General features: G+C 39.5%; 11 protein-coding genes. All 11 read right to left on the reverse strand.

The genetic code is table 11. The features are described from left to right. Window positions 1–332: 332 nt before the first annotated feature. Window positions 333–1,379 (reverse strand): ketol-acid reductoisomerase, encoded by a 1,047-nt coding sequence (ilvC, locus tag EV201_RS07085; protein WP_130306908.1) that lies wholly within the window; start codon window positions 1,377–1,379, stop codon window positions 333–335. 115 nt (window positions 1,380–1,494) lie between these two features. Next, complete coding sequence (ilvN, locus tag EV201_RS07090; RefSeq protein WP_130306909.1) at window positions 1,495–2,016, reverse strand: acetolactate synthase small subunit; 522 nt, start codon at window positions 2,014–2,016, stop codon at window positions 1,495–1,497. A 44-nt stretch (window positions 2,017–2,060) separates the two neighbouring features. Continuing rightward, complete coding sequence (gene ilvB / locus EV201_RS07095) at window positions 2,061–3,797, reverse strand: biosynthetic-type acetolactate synthase large subunit (protein ID WP_130306910.1); 1,737 nt, start codon at window positions 3,795–3,797, stop codon at window positions 2,061–2,063. 96 nt (window positions 3,798–3,893) lie between these two features. Then, entirely contained in the window at window positions 3,894–5,729 is a 1,836-nt protein-coding gene (gene ilvD, locus EV201_RS07100; RefSeq protein WP_130306911.1) for a dihydroxy-acid dehydratase, read from the reverse strand. Between the two features lie 819 nt (window positions 5,730–6,548). Continuing rightward, entirely contained in the window at window positions 6,549–8,744 is a 2,196-nt protein-coding gene (locus EV201_RS07105) for a KamA family radical SAM protein (RefSeq protein ID WP_130306912.1), read from the reverse strand. A gap of 184 nt (window positions 8,745–8,928) precedes the next feature. After that, a complete protein-coding gene (locus EV201_RS07110; protein ID WP_130306913.1) occupies window positions 8,929–11,730 on the reverse strand; it encodes a cytochrome c3 family protein in 2,802 nt (933 codons plus the stop codon). A gap of 199 nt (window positions 11,731–11,929) precedes the next feature. After that, window positions 11,930–13,084 (reverse strand): transglutaminase domain-containing protein, encoded by a 1,155-nt coding sequence (locus EV201_RS07115; protein WP_130306914.1) that lies wholly within the window; start codon window positions 13,082–13,084, stop codon window positions 11,930–11,932. A 454-nt stretch (window positions 13,085–13,538) separates the two neighbouring features. Further along, on the reverse strand, window positions 13,539–15,725 hold the full coding sequence (locus EV201_RS07120) for a S9 family peptidase (RefSeq protein WP_130306915.1): 2,187 nt from the start codon (window positions 15,723–15,725) through the stop codon (window positions 13,539–13,541). Window positions 15,726–15,819: 94 nt separating this feature from the next. Continuing rightward, window positions 15,820–18,183, reverse strand: a complete 2,364-nt coding sequence (gene hypD, locus EV201_RS07125) for a trans-4-hydroxy-L-proline dehydratase (protein ID WP_130306916.1) — start codon at window positions 18,181–18,183, stop codon at window positions 15,820–15,822. Window positions 18,184–18,222: 39 nt separating this feature from the next. Beyond that, window positions 18,223–19,017 carry a glycyl-radical enzyme activating protein gene (locus EV201_RS07130; RefSeq protein ID WP_207224410.1) on the reverse strand — a complete coding sequence of 265 codons (795 nt, stop codon included), beginning with the start codon at window positions 19,015–19,017 and terminating at the stop codon, window positions 18,223–18,225. A 388-nt stretch (window positions 19,018–19,405) separates the two neighbouring features. Further along, window positions 19,406–19,873 (reverse strand): GNAT family N-acetyltransferase, encoded by a 468-nt coding sequence (locus EV201_RS07135; protein WP_207224411.1) that lies wholly within the window; start codon window positions 19,871–19,873, stop codon window positions 19,406–19,408. Window positions 19,874–19,879: the final 6 nt, after the last annotated feature.

Raw genomic sequence — 19,879 nt, forward strand, 5'->3', positions numbered from 1 at the left:
TGATATAACCAATTAAGACCCTTTCTCAATTGCTGAACAAACCTAAAAACTATACAACTTGAGTGAAAACAATTTATCCGATTCAACTACGATCTTCAAATCAATCTGGCCTTCAGATTCAAACATACAAAAATCAGCCAATCGCTTAAACAACTGAAACTTAAAAACCAGATCTGTTTTGAATAGAATGGGTTATCCAACATTCATTTTTATAAAAAAGATCAAGTCACATTAAGACTATTAGCACCCCAAAATGAGTATGGGGTACCAATAGTTGATTGCAAATTAACAGGGTGCAAACATGTCTTACACCTAATCAACTAAGTCTTCACTTAGTTGTTCTCCGGGCGAAGCTTACGAACCGCTGTTCCGGCTTGCCACATTTCACTATCACGTAACTCCTCTAATTCAGCATCCAATTTCACTCGATAATCCTCTTGTGAGTTCGAATCGATGGAACGTTGCGCTTCATTTCCGGCAGCAACTTCCTTATACAACTTTTCGAAAACGGGTTTGGTTGCATCACGGAAAGGCTTCCACCAATCCAGTGCACCACGCTGTGCCGTTGTCGACGTATTGGCATACATCCAATCCATACCATTTTCAGCAACAAGAGGCATCAAACTCTGTGTCAACTCTTCAACCGTCTCGTTAAAAGCCTCAGATGGCGAATGACCATTAGCACGCAAAACTTCGTACTGAGCAGCGAAGATCCCCTGAATACATCCCATCAAAGTACCACGCTCACCTGTCAGATCAGAATAAACTTCACGCTTAAAGGTGGTTTCGAAAAGGTAACCCGATCCAACACCAATACCCAAGGCAACTACTCGCTCGAAAGCACGACCTGTTGCATCCTGAAAAATAGCATAAGAAGAATTCAAACCACGTCCCTCAAGAAACATACGACGCAAACTGGTTCCAGAACCTTTAGGTGCAACCAAAATCACATCCACATCAGCCGGAGGCACAATACCGGTTCGTTCCTTATAGGTGATCCCGAATCCATGAGAGAAATAAAGGGCCTTACCCGGCTTCAAATATTTCTGAACTGTTGGCCAAACAGCAATCTGGCCTGCATCAGACAATAGATACTGAATAACTGTTGCCTTATCCAAAGCTTCTTCAATCTCGAAAAGATCTTTACCGGGAACCCAGCCATCAGCTACCGCCTTATCCCAGGTTTTGGAATCTTTACGTTGTCCAACGATAACATTAAAACCATTATCTTTCAGGTTTAAAGACTGTCCCGGACCTTGTACTCCATAACCAATAACAGCAATGGTTTCATCTTTCATCACTTCGCGAGCTTTTTCCAATGAAAACTCTTCACGTGTCACAACTTGTTCTTCTGTTCCTCCAAAATTTATTGTTGCCATTTCTTTTAATTTTTATTTGGGATTTAAGATTAAGAAAAGCACATTCATACTTCTTTCATCCCACTTTATTATTTATTCAATTTTTATTCTTTTTATTTTCAATTCTAAATGAGAATTAACTGGCTTCCGCCAATTCCTTCAGATAAGTGGTAAAATCTTTCTGCAAAGTTGATACCGCTACGCGTCCCGATCGTGCGAATTGCAAAACGCCATATTGCTCCAACTCCTCAAACAAATCTTGGTTTTCAGCCTTATAACCAACTCTCTCAATCACCAAAAAATCGGTACTCACCGTTAAGATTTTTGCATTATAGTTTCGGACCAAAGCTTCCAGATTTCCATTCAAGTTTTTTGAATTCGCAATTTTAAACAAAGCCACCTCCTGATGAACAATCTCTTCTGCATCGAAATAAATCGCTTTGAAAACACCAATAATCTTCTCGATCTGAAGCACAATATTCTCAACTTTGCTTTCGTCCATAAAAGCGACAATCGTGTATCGGGACACTCCCTTTACCTCTGACTCCGAAACAGTCAGGCTTTCAATATTGATCTTTCTCCTTGAAAAAACGATGGTTATCTCATTCAGAAGACCGATATTGTTTTCCGAGAATACGGTTATTGTATATTCTTTCATCTCTTTAATTTTTAGTTCCTTTTCAAACTCTAGACTTATCAACTTTACTCCAGTCTCATATCAGAAACAGCCGCTCCCGGTGCGATCATGGGTAGTACATTCGATTCGGTTTCAACAACAACTTCAAGAAAATAGGCATTGGGTGATTCCAGCATTTCTTTAATGGCTGCATCCAAATCTTCTCGCTTACTAACTCTTTTGGCTTGTATGCCGTAGCCCTCAACAATTTTCACAAAATCCGGATTATCCAATCGGGTGCACGAGAAACGTTGATCGAAAAACAGATCCTGCCACTGTCGAACCATTCCCAGAAATGAATTATTCAGTACAATGGTTTTAACCGGCAAACTATATTGTCTGATCACAGCCAATTCCTGCAAAGTCATCTGAAAACCACCATCTCCCGATATGGAAACAACCGTAGCCTCTTTATCTCCAATTTGAGCACCAATGGCTGCCGGCAATCCAAACCCCATGGTTCCCAAACCACCAGAAGTAATTTGCGTATTCGGTTTTTTAAATTGATAATAGCGAGCCGACGCCATCTGATGCTGTCCCACATCGGTACATAATACAGCCTCACCATGGGTTTGTTCCGACACCAAACGAACGACTTCTGCCATATTAATCTGCTCCCTATCCGAATAAGCTTGTTTCCTGATCACCTTATCAAATTCAAGCTGATAAAAATCACTGAAACTCTTCATCCACTCGGATTTAAACTTTCCACTAACCAGTTCATTCAAGGCAGTCAAAGCTTGTCTGGCATCAGCCAATATCGGCACATCAACCTTAATATTTTTATTGTGTTCCGACCGATCAATATCGATATGAATGATTTTAGCCTGCTTGGCATATTTCGCGGTATCACCTGTTACCCTATCGTCGAAACGCATGCCCACAGCAATCAACACATCGCATTCGTTGGTGTTTTTATTGGGTCCGTAATTCCCATGCATGCCCAACATGCCCACATACAAAGGATGATCTGTTGGGAAAGAAGACAAGCCCAAAAGGGTACATGCCACCGGAATCTGAGTCTTTTCAACAAATGCTTTCAACTCCTTTTCAGCCCCTGACAATAAGATACCCTGACCAGCAAGCAGTAAAGGTTTCTTCGCATTATTGATCAATTCGGCTGCGGCTTCAATCTGGCTCATATCTAACTTGGGCGTGGGCTGATAAGAACGGATAAACTCACACTTTTTATACTTATAATCTGCCGTTGCAATCTGTGCATCCTTGGTGATATCAATCAAGACAGGCCCCGGACGCCCTGAGCGCGCTATATAAAAAGCTTTGGCCATCACCTCAGCAATCTCCTCAGCTTTGGTAATTTGAAAATTCCACTTCGTAACCGGCATAGATAAACCAATCATGTTGGTTTCCTGAAAGGCATCCGAGCCCAAAAAGCCACTGGCTACTTGTCCGGTAATGATCACAAGTGGAGTTGAATCCAGATAGGCATCAGCCAATCCGGTTAAAACATTAGTCGCTCCCGGCCCCGAAGTGGTGAAACAAACACCAGGCTTCTTACTGATTCGCGCATAAGCCTGCGCCGCATGAGTTGCCCCCTGCTCGTGGCGCGCTTGATAATGCTGCAGTTCATCCTGATGATCATATAAGGCATCGTACACCGGCATAATCGCCCCTCCGATATAACCAAATATGCTATCCACATCTTCTTCTACCAGACTTCGAACCAATATTTCTGCACCAGATAAATGCTCTGTGGCTTTAGTCATGGTATTCGTATTTTGAGTTATTGTTGCTACTTCCATCTTGTTAGTTATTTGTCAATGATCCTTGTGAATCGTTTATCCTCACATCATCAGACCATCTAATCAACTTTATCCTTGAATATCTTTGACCTTAATTTATAATTGACGTACAGCTCCTTTATCTGCAGAACTGACCAATTTTGAATAGGCTTGTAAAGCTTTCGATACGACTCGTTCTCTGCCTCGTGGTGTGAACGCTTTGTCACCAAAGGCCTCTTCTTCTTTTCTTCGGGCTTGCAATTCCTTATCCGAGATGCAAATGTTCAGACGGCGATTGGGAATGCTAATTTCAATTTCATCCCCTTCTTTAATCAGGGCAATAGCTCCACCAGCAGAAGCTTCAGGTGAAACATGTCCAATTGATAATCCCGAGGTTCCTCCCGAAAAGCGGCCATCAGTAATCAGGGCACATTGGGCTCCCAATCCCATCGCTTTCAGATAAGAGGTTGGATAAAGCATTTCCTGCATACCTGGACCTCCTGATGGGCCCTCGAACTTAATAACTACCACATCGCCTGCATTTACCTGCTTGGTAAGAATGGCTTCACAAGCATCACGCTGTGAGTGATACACCTTGGCTTTACCTTTGAAATTGAAAACTTCGTCTGCCACTCCGGCTGTTTTCACCACACAACCATCAGGGGCAATATTTCCGAAGAGAACCGCCAATCCACCATCCTGAGAATAGGCATTGGTGATGCTTCTGATACAGCCCTTTTCTCTATCCGTATCCACCTGCTTGTATTGGGAATCTTGGGAAGCAAAACTTAGGTTACGACCTTGACGACCCGGTGCAGCATAATAAATCATCCTGGCTTTTTCAGTCAGGCTTTCGGCTGTCAGATCATATTCCATAAGTGCTTGCTTTAAGTTTTTCTGATCAACACGAGTCACATCAGTATTTAGAAGTCCAGCCTTTGCAAGTTCAGCCAATATGCTCATGATGCCACCTGCACGGTTCACATCTTCTATATAATATTGATTCGAATTGGGCGCCACCTTACACAGATTAGGCGTTCGGCGCGACAAGTCATCCATATCCTTCATTGTAAAATCAACTTCGGCCTCATTGGCAATAGCCAAAAGATGAAGTACCGTATTGGTTGAACCACCCATGGCAATATCCAAAGTCATGGCATTCTTGAAAGCCTCACGGGTAGCAATTGATCTGGGTAAAACCGAAGCATCGCCCTGCCTGTAGTAAGCATCAGTTATTTTCACAATACAATCTGCAGCATCCAGAAACAGGGCTCTACGCAACTTATGAGTTGCCAGTATAGTTCCGTTTCCAGGCAAGGCCAATCCCAAGGCTTCGTTCAGACAATTCATCGAATTCGCGGTGAACATACCGGAACATGATCCACAGGTTGGGCAAGCCGATTCTTCAATTTCCTGAAGACGTTCATCGCTTACGCTATCGTCGCCGGCTTTAACCATGGCATCAACCAGATCGAGCTTTTCGCCCCTCGATTCACCAGCTTCCATAGGTCCACCCGACACAAAAACGGTTGGGATATTCAATCGCATAGCAGCCATCATCATACCCGGTGTAATCTTGTCGCAGTTCGATATGCAGATCATGGCATCCACCTTGTGTGCGTTGCATACATACTCCACGCTATCGGCTATCAGCTCGCGGGATGGTAGTGAATACAACATGCCGTCGTGGCCCATGGCGATACCATCGTCAATGGCTATGGTATTGAACTCGGCAGCAAAACAGCCCGACTTCTCAATCTGTTTTTTCACCATCTGTCCAACAGCTTGCAGGTGTGCATGTCCCGGAACAAACTGCGAAAATGAGTTCACTACGGCTATTACAGGCTTCCCAAACATCTCTTCTTTCATGCCATTGGCACGCCAAAGACTTCTGGCTCCTGCCATGCGTCTGCCCTCGGTGGTTTGGCTGCTGCGTAATTGATTTTTATACATCTTGGTTAATCGTTAAGTTATTTGTCCTAATCTTGGTTATCAGTTGTCTGTTATCGCTTATTAAGCGGAGCCGAAGCAAAAAAAACGCTCTTCCGTTTCGGGAAGAGCGCTCATAATTTCGTTAGTTCGAATTATTGTGTGTGCACGCTTTCCCTCATCCTCATTCTAATAATGACGATGACCATAATAATGATAATAATGACTAGCTTACTTGATAACATACAATAATCTGATCTAAAAAAAAGCCCCTTCGTTTCGGAAGAGGCTTAGAATATTTTGTAAAACTTGTTTCGTTTAGTTTAATATGCACAACCTCGATTCATGTCCAATTAGGACGCGAATAATGACGTTGATAATAATAGTTGTATTCAATTGCATATTGTTTTTTCTACTTGCAGATTCCTAACTAATTTATTGAAATCCTTTTGTTTTAATCTTGTCAACGAACCTTTACAATCTCTCTTTCGATCTGATTACGCTGACAAATCTATGCGACAAATATAGCTTATAAAATCTTTTATTTCCAAATCATACGATTCCCAAACCTGATTTCATCCTCTAAAAAAAATCTAAATAAGAATAGGAAACACCAGTATTTACGGGCTTTCTTATTTTCAGAACATTTTCTAATTCATATTACTTTCACAGCTTTTCTTACTGATGAAATTAATAGAGATTAATCATTTTTCAAATTCAATATCATGTAAGCATAGACGATAAATATGACAAACTCAAGAGGAAATTACTTTCCTATCATTATTGGGACAAAAAGCCGAAGTACTTATCCCCCAGCAGTATTTTTATTCATCTAAAAAAAACTTATTCTATCTCTCCCAAATTAGTCACCTCATCGGTTAGTTTATAATCGTATTCGGGGTACTCAAACAGACTCATTCGGGGTTCGGTTTCCCCAATGGAATAGCCCCATATACTTTCATAATCGGCAATATCTTCTCCCATTTCTTCCAACTGGTTTAGATATTCTCCTATAGACTTTGATTCAATAATAATCACCTTATCCATCTCATGCACAGCCGGACTATGAGCACGTGTTTTATCCAACTCAAATTCCAATATTCTTCGCCCATAACGTGTGATCCCAATCGTTCTGAAAGTCATACTCTTTCCTACTCCAGGCAAGTTCAGTACATTCCTATCTGTAGCAAGAAAGGGTAAAGCTGCTTTTCGCATTAAATTTTGAATATTATCAACCAAGACCTCTGCATGACTTGGAAAATCACTTATTGCATCCTCATACTCAGGCGGAACTTGCCCTATTCTCTTTTCCTCGGTTAACTCCTGAACCGATCGCTCATTTGTGGCAAAATTGAAACTGTTTTCCATATAACCTTTTACACTGAAAGTATAGTAATTCAAAATCCCTATCTCATTAAGTGTCTGGCGGAGTTTTGCTGAATGCCCCCGACGCGATGCTGCCGAAGTCAATACCAGTTGGTTGGTAACAGTCCATCCTGCACTATTTAACAAACGCACCGCTTCACGTGCTTCAGGTGTAAGCTCCATGGGCGATTCAAAATGCGTTTGAACAATAAACTTCTTCACGCCCAATTTCGATGCTTTGTGTTTAAAATCCTTCAGAACCTGCACAAACTCTAAGCTAATTCTTTGAGGTAGATAGACAGGTATTCTTGTTCCCAAACGAACTCTTAAAATCTCAGCATATTTCTCTCCATCCTGACGTTTCTCATTCGCTTTCTTTTTTCGTAAGGCCATATCATAAACGGCATCCAAAATTTGTTTTAAAGATAGATTCGAGCACATAAAAGCATCGCCACCAGTAATTAATATATCACGCAATTGAGAATCAAATTCGAAATATTCCAGCAAACGATTTAGTTTATCAGGCCAGCTTTCTTTGGGTTTTAGTTTGTCGAGGTTAAAATTCAGGTTACCTCGCTGAAAATCGAACATGCGTTGACAGGAGGCACAAAGCCCTGCACAGGCTCGTCCCATAGTATCGGGGATTAGGATAGCCACCTCAGGATAGCGACGATGAATATTATGACTCGATGGCAAAATCCAACCTGCGGCATTGGGTTTTCCGGGTTCAACCAAGTCTTCTTTTTCCCAGGCCACAATATGGCCGTATTCATCAATCAATTGCTGGCTATACACCACATAATACCGGATTGCCAAATCGGCACCAATGGCAAAATAGGGGACGCGAACATGAAGCAAGGATAAATAATAGGGATTAACGAAAAAGGGAATGCCTTTCTTTTCTGCTTCGTAAAGAATCTTCATAGAATCGGGATCGAGAGATTCATCCAATAACTCGTTCAACAAATCGGGAGAACGAACGGCAAAACTTAGGTGAAACCTGTAATCATCCCACCATTTAAGCATCAAAAAATATTTTTGCTCATCACTCAAGTTGGGGGGAAACACATACCTGTTACTTTTTATCTCGCCAGAATCAATTTTCTCAATCAGAACCTTAATAATACGTTCCCGATTTTCTTCCCGGAGTTTTATTATTCGGGGATCAAGCCCTGTACTCCAACGATTCATCCACTCTTCAAGTTTTTTACGGCTTGGCATTTCGCGCTTGTAATCGCCACAAAACTGACGAAACAAATAAAGCATATCATTGAAAAAATAGGGTTTTGCCCCACCCGTTCCGAAATTAACAGCGAGCCAAATTAATTTGATAGGATTACTGACGGCCTTTTCTCCTCCAATATTGGGATCATCAAATTCACGGCCCGCATTATCAATATAATCGAGTATTCTGATGGCTGCAAAATCACGCCAATTTAATTTCTCATAAGCTTCCCGACCTTTGACTTCCCCTTTATAAAACAGATAGGCTTCCTTGTGTTTTTTCAATTCTTCGAGCACCCAGTTCCTAACTCCCTCCAAGGCTTCGGTTGAATTTTTGGCGTGATGCATAATTTCTTCTAAAACCGGACTCACTTTTAAGAGTTGCTTTAAAAGCATGTGCGATTTTACCGTAATAGCGATATGATCTAGTTGGTGTACTTTCGATACCATTTTTCATTTTTTTGCATTCTCTTTAAGATACGATTTTTTAAGGTGTTTTACTAATTCATTTCTAAAGAGAAAGCTTCTGATATCTGATAAAATCAGTACTAAAGGCAGGTCAAAACAGATCCTGGTCGCAGTCTGACTTTTATGCTTATCAGAGCAGAATACGATAACCAGGACTTTAAATCCTCTACTTAACACCAAAAAGAAGTGAATAGATAATTAGAGCAATTAATAGAAATCCAATAAACAGGAATAAGAAACCAAAGAGTTTAACAGATCGACTTCTTTCCTTTGTGATTTCCATTTCAACAATTTGTTCTTTCAACTTACCTGAACTCTTGAGTTCTTGATAATCTCTTGGCCGATCTTTCTTATAGTCTTCGAGCAAAACATGCCCTGTAAAGATCACCGTATCCATTGGAAATGATTCGGGACGGAAATGGGTATTAAAGAAATGAATGGTAAAAATGAAACCCACGGCTAGCAATGCTTCGTCGCTATGAATGATTTGGGCAACATTGATCAACCATCCCGGTAGAAATTTGGTGAAAACTTCAGGGAACCACAACATTAAACCTGTAAAACCAATAATTGCAACGCCCCAAAAAACAGCAAAATAATCAAATTTTTCCCAATAGGTCCATCGTCCATATTCCGGACGCTTCCCTATTCCAATAAACCATTTTACACTTGCCCAAAAATCTTTAAGATCCTGGCGATTGAACATGAGAGAATGTCTACCAAATATAAAGGCAGACCACTTCATTCCCATTTTGCGCTTGTTCAGTAACAAACTATACAAATGATAAACAAAGTAAGAAAATGTCACAACAGCCCCCATACGGTGCAAAATTCCTGCTGTCTCAACACCTCCCAATAAGTCAACCAGATATCTGGCCCATTGCATATTAGCAAATTTCAGCATCATTCCTGTTAAAGCCAAAATCACGAAACTTAGAATAACAAAGATGTGTGTGTATCGCTGACTATCGGTGAAACGTCGTATATAAACCGCCTTACCTTTGGGTTTATGCAGTTTCCGTTTCCTTCTCTCCCTTAAGGATTGAGGTAACCACAACAAGGTGTGCAGACCAAAGAATCCGAAAACAAAAATCAACAAGGAAGACATACTCCAAAAAGTGTAATATAAAACGGGGTATTCATCCCGATTATTATGAGTGGCATGCGTCAAAAAACCTGTAAATCCCATATTGGCATCTTCATGACATTTCTGGCAAGTAGCTACTATATTGTTATAACCTACTGCAGAATTCGGATGTCTAACGTTCATATCAGAATGGGCTCCGTGACAATCGGAACAACGAGCAGCCTGTAAATAGCCAAGCTGATAAGCTTTTCCATGGTAGGTTTCCATATAAGTATCCGACAAACGCTTGTGACAGAGACCACATTGATGGGTGATTTCATGCATAAATTTATCCTTATCAATCTCGGATATCAGATGAGCCGAGTGACAGACCGTACACGTCGGGTATTTTTCCTTCCCTTTATCATTCACTATACTATGATCACTCTTGATGTAAGTATTGTAAATGCCCCTATGACAAGTCCCACAGGTTGCTGGTATATTTTTAGGGTAAACCGAAGATCTTTCGTCACTATCTTTCAGCATAAAATGAGTGGTATGGCAATCGGTACAAACGGCACTCGACAAAAGCCCCTTTTTAATCATACCCTTACCATGTACACTTGAAGAATAGTCGTGATAAGCATCCACTTCCTTAAGAGTCGTTTGCGCAATTGCCCTGCCATTTTCACGATGGCAACCTCCACAAAGTGCAGGTATGGAAAGACGATAAACAGGAGACGTTTCATCCTTTTTAGTTTTAATCAGATGCTTCCCATGACAATCTGTACAGTAAGGCGCAGATTCTTTCCCTTCGAGATGTGCGACGCCATGCCCACTTATGACATAAATCTCAGATATCTCCGCATGACAAGAAGAACAATCCACTTTACCAGCAGTCTCACAAGGTCGTTTCTTTCTGGCAGAAACATCGGAGTGGCATTTCACACAGGTAATATTGTTGTGGGCTGAACTTGTCAAAAGATTCACATCAACCTGGAGAGGAATGGTATCCAAACCAACCACTTTATGTATTTCTTCCTTTTCGTGGCACTCCAGACATGAACGATCAGAAATTGTTTCAAGAATATTCTGGATACTAACAATATGAGGCGGATGACAATCGGTACAAGCTGGAATGGCCCCCGGTCTTTTCTCCCACTGTTCTTCGTTTATCACCTTGGTATGGACCTGTTCGATTCTTGCATGGCATTTCATACAGGTTGCAGCAATATTATTGAGTGAAATGCTGGAATGTCGGTTCGTGTGAGGTAAAATCAAATGATTCCCGTGGCAATTGTTACAGGTAGCTGTCACAATCAGACCACTCTTATACAGCCCCTTACCATGAATACTCTGACTGTAATTTTCTAAAATATTATGCTCGGTAATTTTATAAGTTCGGGTCACAGGAGCACCTTCGCGATGGCACTTTCCACAAAGAATGGGAATGTTCATTTTATAAGTCCGACTATCAGGATTAGAATGGGACAAAATATCATGCCATCCATGACATTCCCTGCAATCGGGAGCATATCTTGCGTTTCGGGCAAGAGCTTTACCATGAACCCCCTCTTTAAATTTAGCCATAGCCTCTTCATGACAAGTCCCACAGTCTACAGCTTTCATTTTTGCGGGATGTGGCCAATCATCCCCAACAGCTGCTTCAGGATGACACGAAATACAGGTCACATCCTTATGAATGGATTTAAGTAAGAGCGGATGATCAACCCAAACCGATTGTTTTTTAACATTCCCTTCTCTAACAATATAAGGATCGTCATGACACATCATACAGGTTTCGTCATCCTGGGCAATAAGATGTAGGCTACTGAAGAGAGCCAGTAGAAAGATAAGAATCCAAATGAAGCCTTTAAGTTTGATGAGATAGGAATCATCCATATCGAAGGAAATAATAGCTATTAAACTTATTTCCTAACTAAGTTAATGACTATTCAAATGAAATAAAAAAAAGTGTGGGATTAATTCCACGCAAATGAAAATAGATATTCATATTTTAATATCTCGGATTTAAAACATTTCAATTAATATTTCAAAAAACTCCCTTAAATTTTCACACACTTTATCTTTCGTTAGGTTGTTATTTATGATTTGGTTTTATTTTAATATTGTGAGATAATGATTTTCTGTATATCCTTGCAATTTCAAGATATTTATCTAACTTTTCCTTTATAATCTTTAAATTATCATTGACTCTTCTAATCGATTTCAATAAATTATTCTTGTTTATTTTTAAGGTTGAAGAAGAATTCTTAACCTGCTCTAAGTGAGAAAGCGCTAAATTTAATTCTCCTTCAATATTGTCAAGCATCTTTTTTATTTCTGAATCACTTTTATATGGCAAGTAGTATTTGTTTTGATAATCGATATATTCGTTTAACAAATGTACTCCCTCGCTATAATACTTTAAAGCTAAGTTATACTGCCCTTCATTTAGCTTATCATAATACTCTTTTATAGAAAAGTTCAGATGATTAAGATTATCTAAATCTAAATAACTTGCTATTCCATTGGATTTTATTCTAATACTAGTATTTGTTAATCGCTGGATTTCATTCTGATTATCGAAAACTTTAAGAGTGTCAACAAAATTAAAAAACACCCTTTTTGGGGATTTAGATTTTCCTTTTTGAAACTCTCTTTTTGTAATTGGGTAATTCGAAAATTGCCACAAAGGATCAAAGGGAATATGGGTTTTTATAAAGCGGTCAGGTCTCACCATGAAATTATTATTATCTATTTCCTTTACAAAATGAAAATCTTTTATATAACCAGCACCCCAAGTTGGATCAGTCAAATACCATATTGAGTCAATCATTAAAGCACACCATGCATGTGGACTATAAAGTACTTGACTATATTTCTTTGTATACCCTGTAACAACATAGGTCCTGATCCCTACTTTAGATGCAATAGCCGAATATAAATTCACATAATCACGGCAAACTCCTTTCCTAACCTTAAGAATATCTTCACTTTTCGAGCTTGAATTCACAAACATATTATCACAATCATAATCAATATTTTTAGCTATCCAAAAGAAAATTGCTCTTGCCTTTTGCTTTTGTGTAAGAAATTTCAAGTTGACATAATTAGCAATATCTTGTACAGAAGAAGTTGAGGAATCAGAAATTTGAAGCATGGCTCTTTCAATAAAAGTAAACTTACCACTCTTCTGAGCTTTTAATACTAAAGGAGAACAAATTAGCAAAAGCAATAAAATATTTTTAAACATCAGATTATATTTAGATAACTATTTAACTAAACTTATAAGGTCGTTTTTACATACTTTTATAAACCAATCTTACTTGGGCTATGATGAAAGACAATCAAACAATATAAATCTAAATATTATCTTATTAATATATTTAAAGTGTTTGTTAAATAAGCTTAAAATACAATATACATAATCACAGAACTCCCAATAGGTATTTGGTGTGAGTAAAATGCTATCCAGTCTATTAATAATTTAAATCATAACAGAGACAGGGATCATCCCCAGACAATCAAATTTGAGAGTCTGCTTTTATACTCTCATGAGAAATCATAGAACCAATAGCACTCATATCCAACTTCGATAAACCAATAAACCTGGAGCATCAGCCACTTTCGCGTCCATACTCCAGGTTATCACGATAGAGACTTTAGGCTCTATTAGTAGTTATCCAAACCCTAACTTATAATAGTCCCTATTTCAAATTCTCATTTAAAAAGTCAGTCATCATTCCATAAAGGTGCAAACGAGTTTTACCTCCATAAATACCATGATTTCGATTGGTGTATAAGTGCATTTGGAATTTCTTGTTGTTCTGAACCAATTCTTCAGCTAACTCAAGACTGTTCTGCAAGTGCACGTTATCGTCTGATGTCCCGTGGATCAATAGGAATTTTCCCTTCAGCTGATCGGCAAAAGAAATCGGTGCATACTTATCGTAGCCTTCAGAATTTTCCTGTGGTGTGCGAAGGTAACGTTCCGAATAAATGCTATCGTAGTAACGGTAAGTGGTTACAGGCGCTACAGCAATTCCCGCCGAAAAAACATCGGCTCCGCGGAACATACAAAGCGAGGACATTTGACCACCAAAACTCCAGCCGAACACACCGATTTTACTACCATCAATATAATCCAAACCAGCCATATATTTACCGGTTTCTATCAAGTCTATAGCTTCCAAATTCTGAATTTGCATATAAGTACATTTCTTAAAAGCTTCCCCGCGAGCACCTGTTCCTCGATTATCAACACAAACCACCACGAAACCTTCCTGAGCCAAATATTCGAACCACTCAAAACGGTAACGATCTAAAACACGCTGCGATCCCGGACCTCCATAGAAAGTCAATAGTGCAGGGTAATTCTTCGAAGCATCAAAGTTCGTGGGCTTAATCATAAAGGCATTCAATTCCACATCTTCAGAAGTTTTAAATGAAAAGAACTCTCGTTGTGGTAATTGATAAGCGGCCATTTTCATTTTCAAGTCTGCATTATCTTCAAGCACACGAATTTGCTTGCCTTTGGCATTGTGTAAAGTCACCAAAGTTGGTGTCTTGGTATTCGAAAAATAATTGATGTAATATTTGAATCCTTTGCTGAAAACAGCCGAATTCGTTCCGACATCTGTACTCATTTTTCGGGTGCGTTTTCCTTTTATATCAACCGAATAAATCTCACGTTGCAGAGGCGAAACGGCTGCAGCCTGGTAATAAAAAAGCTTGTGCGCCTCGTCATAACCCAGGAACTGAGTTACATCCCAATCTCCACTGGTAATTTGGCGCTTAAAATGGCCCTCTATATCGTAAAGGTAAATGTGATTGAAACCCAATTTCTCACTCGTTAAAATGATCGATTTTCCATCCTCAGTAAAAGTCAAATCGTCGTTCACATCAATCCAAGCCTTATTCTTCTCTTCGTAGATCAACTTGGTCTCACCCGTTTGGGCATTTGCAAACAAGAGTTCGTAATGGTTTTGATGACGATTCATGCGAACCAGACTCAACACTTCAGGATTGCGTGTCCATTTGATTCTGGGAATGTACTGATCGGTCTCCTCACCCACATTCATCGTCTTAATTTTATCCGAAGCCAAATCATAAACATGAATACTCACCACTGAGTTATCTTCACCCGCCTTGGGGTATTTAAAGGTGTAGTTTTCGGGATATAAGGCATTGGCTTTCTTCTCCGGGTATCTGCCTTTAAAAACAGTCATATTAAACTGTTTCACACGAGATTCATCGAAACGCATAAAAGCAATACGCTTGCCATCGGGAGACCATTGAAAACCTTTACTAAAAGAGAACTCTTCTTCGTAAACCCAATCTGGTGAGCCATTGATAATGTGATTGTATTTGCCATCAAAGGTGAATTGTTTCTCCTTATTGCTCTTCAAATCTTTAATAAATAAATTATTCTCTCGAAAGAAACAAACCTGATCGCCTGCAGGTGAAAAATCAGCCAACTGCTGACGTCCTGAAGATAGTGCCTCTAGTTTCTTATTCTCTCTGTCGTAAACAAAAAATTCAGCCGAATAAGAATGTCGATAAATATTGATTCGATTACTTGCCAGCAAAAGTTTCTTCTCATCTGATGAAAATTGGTAACTATCAATTCGCTTAATCTTCGAATTGTCAATTGTTGACAGATCAAATAAAACTTCTATCAGTTTTCCGGTAGCATAAGCATATTTTTCAACACGTTGCCCATTTTTCAAAATGGTGTAATGCAAGCCATCGTTCATCGAACGCAAACCATAAACCGATTGAGCATTAAACGTTCCGTTTAAAGTCACATCTTCCAATGTGAAGAGTTTGTCACCATTTTGCGCTCCTGCAATAAATGCAATCAGCAATAAAGGAATTATGAGTAATCGTTTCATATATAAGGTTAAAATTATAAGTTTAAAATAGTTGAACTGCCTACAAAGAAGCAATCCAACTATTTACCAAACTAAAAACTAATTGAGTTGATGTTTAAAATTCTGTGTGTTCATTACGGCGGATAATTTCGTTCTGAAGATCCTCCCCCAAATCGTTAAAATAATCGCTGTATCCTGCTACACGCACAATCAGATCTTTATACGATTCCGGATTTTTCTGTGCATCGCGAAGGGTATCGGCACTGACCACATTGAATTGAATGTGATGTCCATCCATGCGGAAATATGAACGAACTAAATTCATAACCTGAGTAATACCAGCTTCATCCTCCATAAACTGAGGACTGAACTTTTGATTCAATAGGGTTCCTCCGGTACGAAGATGATCAATCTTTGCAGCTGATTTCACCACTGCAGTTGGGCCTTTGGTATCGGCACCCTGATAAGGAGAAATCCCTTCGGAAAGTGGCATTTCGTCCAAACGTCCGTCGGCTGTAGCCCCCATGATATTTCCAAAGTAAACATGGCAAGTCGTCGGAAGCATATTGATACGAAAAACGCCCCCTTTTGCAGTGGATCTGCCGTTTATCACCTCGTAAAAGGTTTCAAAAATATCAATAGCTAGATCATCAGCATAATCGTCGTCGTTACCATATTTGGGTGTCTTATAAATCAAATCACTACGCAACTGATCGTACCCCTCAAAATTGGCATCCATCGCTTTTTTCAATTCAGTCAGACTCAGCATCTTCTTTTCGAAAACATTCAATTTAATGGAAGCCAACATGTCACTCAAACTGCCCAGGCCTACCCCTTGAACGTATGAGGTGTTATAGCGAGCACCGCCTGCATTATAGTCTTTCCCTTTACTGATACAATCGTCAACCAAAACCGAAAGGAAGGGCACTGGCAAGTAAGTGGCATACAAACGCTCAATTACATTATTACCTCTCAGCTTGATATCGGCAAAATATTTCACCTGCTTTTGCCAGGCAGCAAATAGCTCTTCATAAGAACTGAAACTTGACAATTCGCCCGTTTGTAAACCAATCAATTTACCCTTACGAGGATCAACACCATTATTCATGGTCACTTCAAGAATTTTAGCCAAATTAAAGTAACCACTCAAACTGTAATTCTCAGTTCCAAAAGCACCCGTTTCAACACAACCAGAACAGCCACCATTACGCGCATCTTCGATACTTTTCCCTTGACGTAACATCTCCTGAATAATTGCATCGGTATTGAAAATTGAAGGCTGACCAAAACCTGTTTTCACAATTCGAAGGGCACGCTTGATAAAGCGATCCGGATTTTTCTTGCTCAACTGAACCATCGAACTTGGTTGCAAGAGACGCATCTCTTCAATCACATTCAACAGAACGTATGACATCTCGTTCACCGCATCAGATCCATCCTCCTTTAAACCTCCAAGATTGATCAAACAGAAATCGGTATAGGTATTACTTTCTTTAGCCGTCACACCCATTTTAGGTGGTGCGGGATGGTTATTGAATTTGATCCAGAAAGCATGCAGTAATTCATACATGTTATCCTCCGATAATTCTCCAGACTTCACTTCCTTCTCGTAAAATGGCAACAAGTGCTGATCCAATCGACCTGGATTAAAGGAATCCCAAGGGTTAAGCTCTGAAATCACACCCAAATGTATAAACCAGTAATGCTGTAATGCCTCGTGCATGGTTTGTGGTGCATGTGCTGGTACCCGGCGACAAACCTTAGCCATCTGCTCCAGTTCTGCTTTTCTCACAGCATCCTTTTCTGCTTTAGCCAAGCCCTCCAATTCTTCAGCATGACGTTCTGCAAAATGGATAATCCCATCGCAAACAATATCCATTGCTTTCAGCTCTTCCTGCTTATCGTAAGCCTCATTGTCCTTGAAAAAATCCAAAGCCTCAATTGCTTTAGCAATATCCTTTTTTACATCAATAAAACCTCTTTGAAACATTTTTTTACCCAAAACCGTATGCCCGGGAGCACGCTGCTCCTGAAACTCAGTAAAAATACCAGACTCATAAGCATTCAACCACTCAGGAGTCATATTGCCAATCAGTTTGTCACGATTGGTTTTGCCGGTCCAGAAAGGGATGATGCTTTCCTCATAAACTTTGAATGTTTCCTCATCCACCTTGAAAGACACTTTTTCTCTTTCGTTCAATATTTTAAGATCATCCAGAGAGTGAATGCAAATTTCAGGATAAGTTGGGCAAGCTTTGGGAGCAGGTCCACGCTCACCAACAATCAGTTCATTGGGATTGATACAGATCGTTTTATTAGCAAAAAAATGTTGGAAAGAAAGAGCACGTTTCACTGGAGTAGAAACCATTTGTGCCTCATCTGATTTATAAAATTCGGTCATTAACAAAGCACGCTCAGGCGATATGCAGTTGATTGCATTTAAACTTTGTTCTCTTAGTTTTTGTATTCTTGTGTTCATGATTTTGTTTCATTAATAATTGACAATTATCAATTGTTTTCAACCTCCTACTTTCACTTTATACCCTTCAGCTTTAAAAACATCCTGTACCCAAACAGTGTCTTCTTCCATCAGAGATGGGATATCGGGCATTAAACTCTCTATACCAAAACGTCGAAACTTATCCTGTCCGGTTCGGTGATAGGGTAGAATATGAAATTCAGGTTTATTGGCTAATTCATTCAGAAAGTCAAGCATTAAATTGATATTCTCTTTCGAATCGTTATAACCAGGAATCATCGGGAAACGAATAATAATTTTCGTGCCTTTTTCCGACAGGTACTTCAGGTTATCAAGAATCAATTTATTGGAGACTCCAGTATTTTTCTGGTGTTCGGCATCAAGCATGTGCTTCAGGTCGAAAAGGAAAAGATCCACATTGTCAGCTATACGATCAATCTTGTCCTTTGATGCATAAGCTGTAGTATCCAAAGCGGTGTGGATTTCTCTTTCTTTACAGGCTTTAAGTATGGCCTCAAGAAAATCAATCTGCATCAATGGCTCTCCACCACTGAATGTTACGCCTCCACCCGATTCGTCAAAAAAGAGTTGATCATTTTCTATTTCAGAAATCAATTGGTCAAGCGTATAGACTTTGCCAATTTCCGACTCATCGACGACTTCAATATCCCCCAGACGATTGTTTCGACAAATTGACTCAACACCTGCCTTATAGGATTCCGGGTTATGGCACCAGATGCAACGCAAAGGACAGCCCTTAAAAAAAACTGAGGTCCGAATCCCCGGTCCATCATGCACGGCATAACGTTTAATATCAAATACAATGGCTTGCATTGTTTCAAACTTAAGCATACAAGATATCAACAAGTTGCAATCATCCCATTAAGGATATGCCCTGATACTCGTATTACAATTAATAAAATGTGATTATAATTATCGACCGATAGGATGTAGTCGAATTTAATTCCAAGAATTAGAATATAGAGATAGATGCAGGATCAACAAATCCAACATTCGTAGAGACCTTTATAGGAAGGTTTTTGTATTACGGTTTTAGCCATTTTGCTTACAGACTTTTTAGTAACTCTGTAAAGTTATGACTTTTTTTGAATTGAAAAACTGATTTTCAGCAGCCTTCGTAAGTCAGACTGTTTCTAATTAATAGGATCTAAAATAAACTGTAAGTCCTTATTCCTTTTTAAACTTAAAGTCATTTCAAAACCTAAGTCTTTATCATTCCAATATGTGGGATGCCATCTTCAAGATATTCCTCGCCTTTTTGGACAAAACCATGACTTTCGTAGAACTTCTTCAGATATTTCTGAGCAGATATTTTAATTCGATCTTCTCTGTAATGTGCTTTTATGGCTTTAATACACTCAGTCATCAGAGCATGACCATAATTATATCGCCTTTCATCTTCTGCAACAATCACACGTCCAATGCTGCAGGTATCAAAATAATCGCCCTTATCAAACAAACGAGCATACGCACAAATCTTCTTGCCCTTAAAGCCTAATACATGCAAGGCTTTTCTGTCTTTTCCATCCTGATCGAGGTAAACACAATCCTGCTCTACAACAAAAATTTGCGATCGTAACTGCAATAGATCATACAATTCATCAAGGGTGAATTCTTTAAACTCTATAACTCGCCAATCCAGAGCTGAGGTTTCTATATTTGCTTTCATCATCAT

This window comes from Ancylomarina subtilis, from assembly GCF_004217115.1.
In the GTDB taxonomy this organism is placed as follows: Bacteria; Bacteroidota; Bacteroidia; order Bacteroidales; family Marinifilaceae; genus Ancylomarina; species Ancylomarina subtilis.

Bases quoted from the DNA above. Each gene is read 5' to 3' on its own strand.
- EV201_RS07110 (WP_130306913.1), bottom strand. From the start codon at position 11,730: ATGGATGATTCCTATCTCATCAAACTTAAAGGCTTCATTTGGATTCTT.
- EV201_RS07115 (WP_130306914.1), bottom strand. From the start codon at position 13,084: ATGTTTAAAAATATTTTATTGCTTTTGCTAATTTGTTCTCCTTTAGTA.
- ilvB (WP_130306910.1), bottom strand. From the start codon at position 3,797: ATGGAAGTAGCAACAATAACTCAAAATACGAATACCATGACTAAAGCC.
- EV201_RS07105 (WP_130306912.1), bottom strand. From the start codon at position 8,744: ATGGTATCGAAAGTACACCAACTAGATCATATCGCTATTACGGTAAAA.
- ilvD (WP_130306911.1), bottom strand. From the start codon at position 5,729: ATGTATAAAAATCAATTACGCAGCAGCCAAACCACCGAGGGCAGACGC.
- EV201_RS07130 (WP_207224410.1), bottom strand. From the start codon at position 19,017: ATGCAAGCCATTGTATTTGATATTAAACGTTATGCCGTGCATGATGGA.
- EV201_RS07135 (WP_207224411.1), bottom strand. From the start codon at position 19,873: ATGAAAGCAAATATAGAAACCTCAGCTCTGGATTGGCGAGTTATAGAG.
- EV201_RS07120 (WP_130306915.1), bottom strand. From the start codon at position 15,725: ATGAAACGATTACTCATAATTCCTTTATTGCTGATTGCATTTATTGCA.
- ilvC (WP_130306908.1), bottom strand. From the start codon at position 1,379: ATGGCAACAATAAATTTTGGAGGAACAGAAGAACAAGTTGTGACACGT.
- ilvN (WP_130306909.1), bottom strand. From the start codon at position 2,016: ATGAAAGAATATACAATAACCGTATTCTCGGAAAACAATATCGGTCTT.
- hypD (WP_130306916.1), bottom strand. From the start codon at position 18,183: ATGAACACAAGAATACAAAAACTAAGAGAACAAAGTTTAAATGCAATC.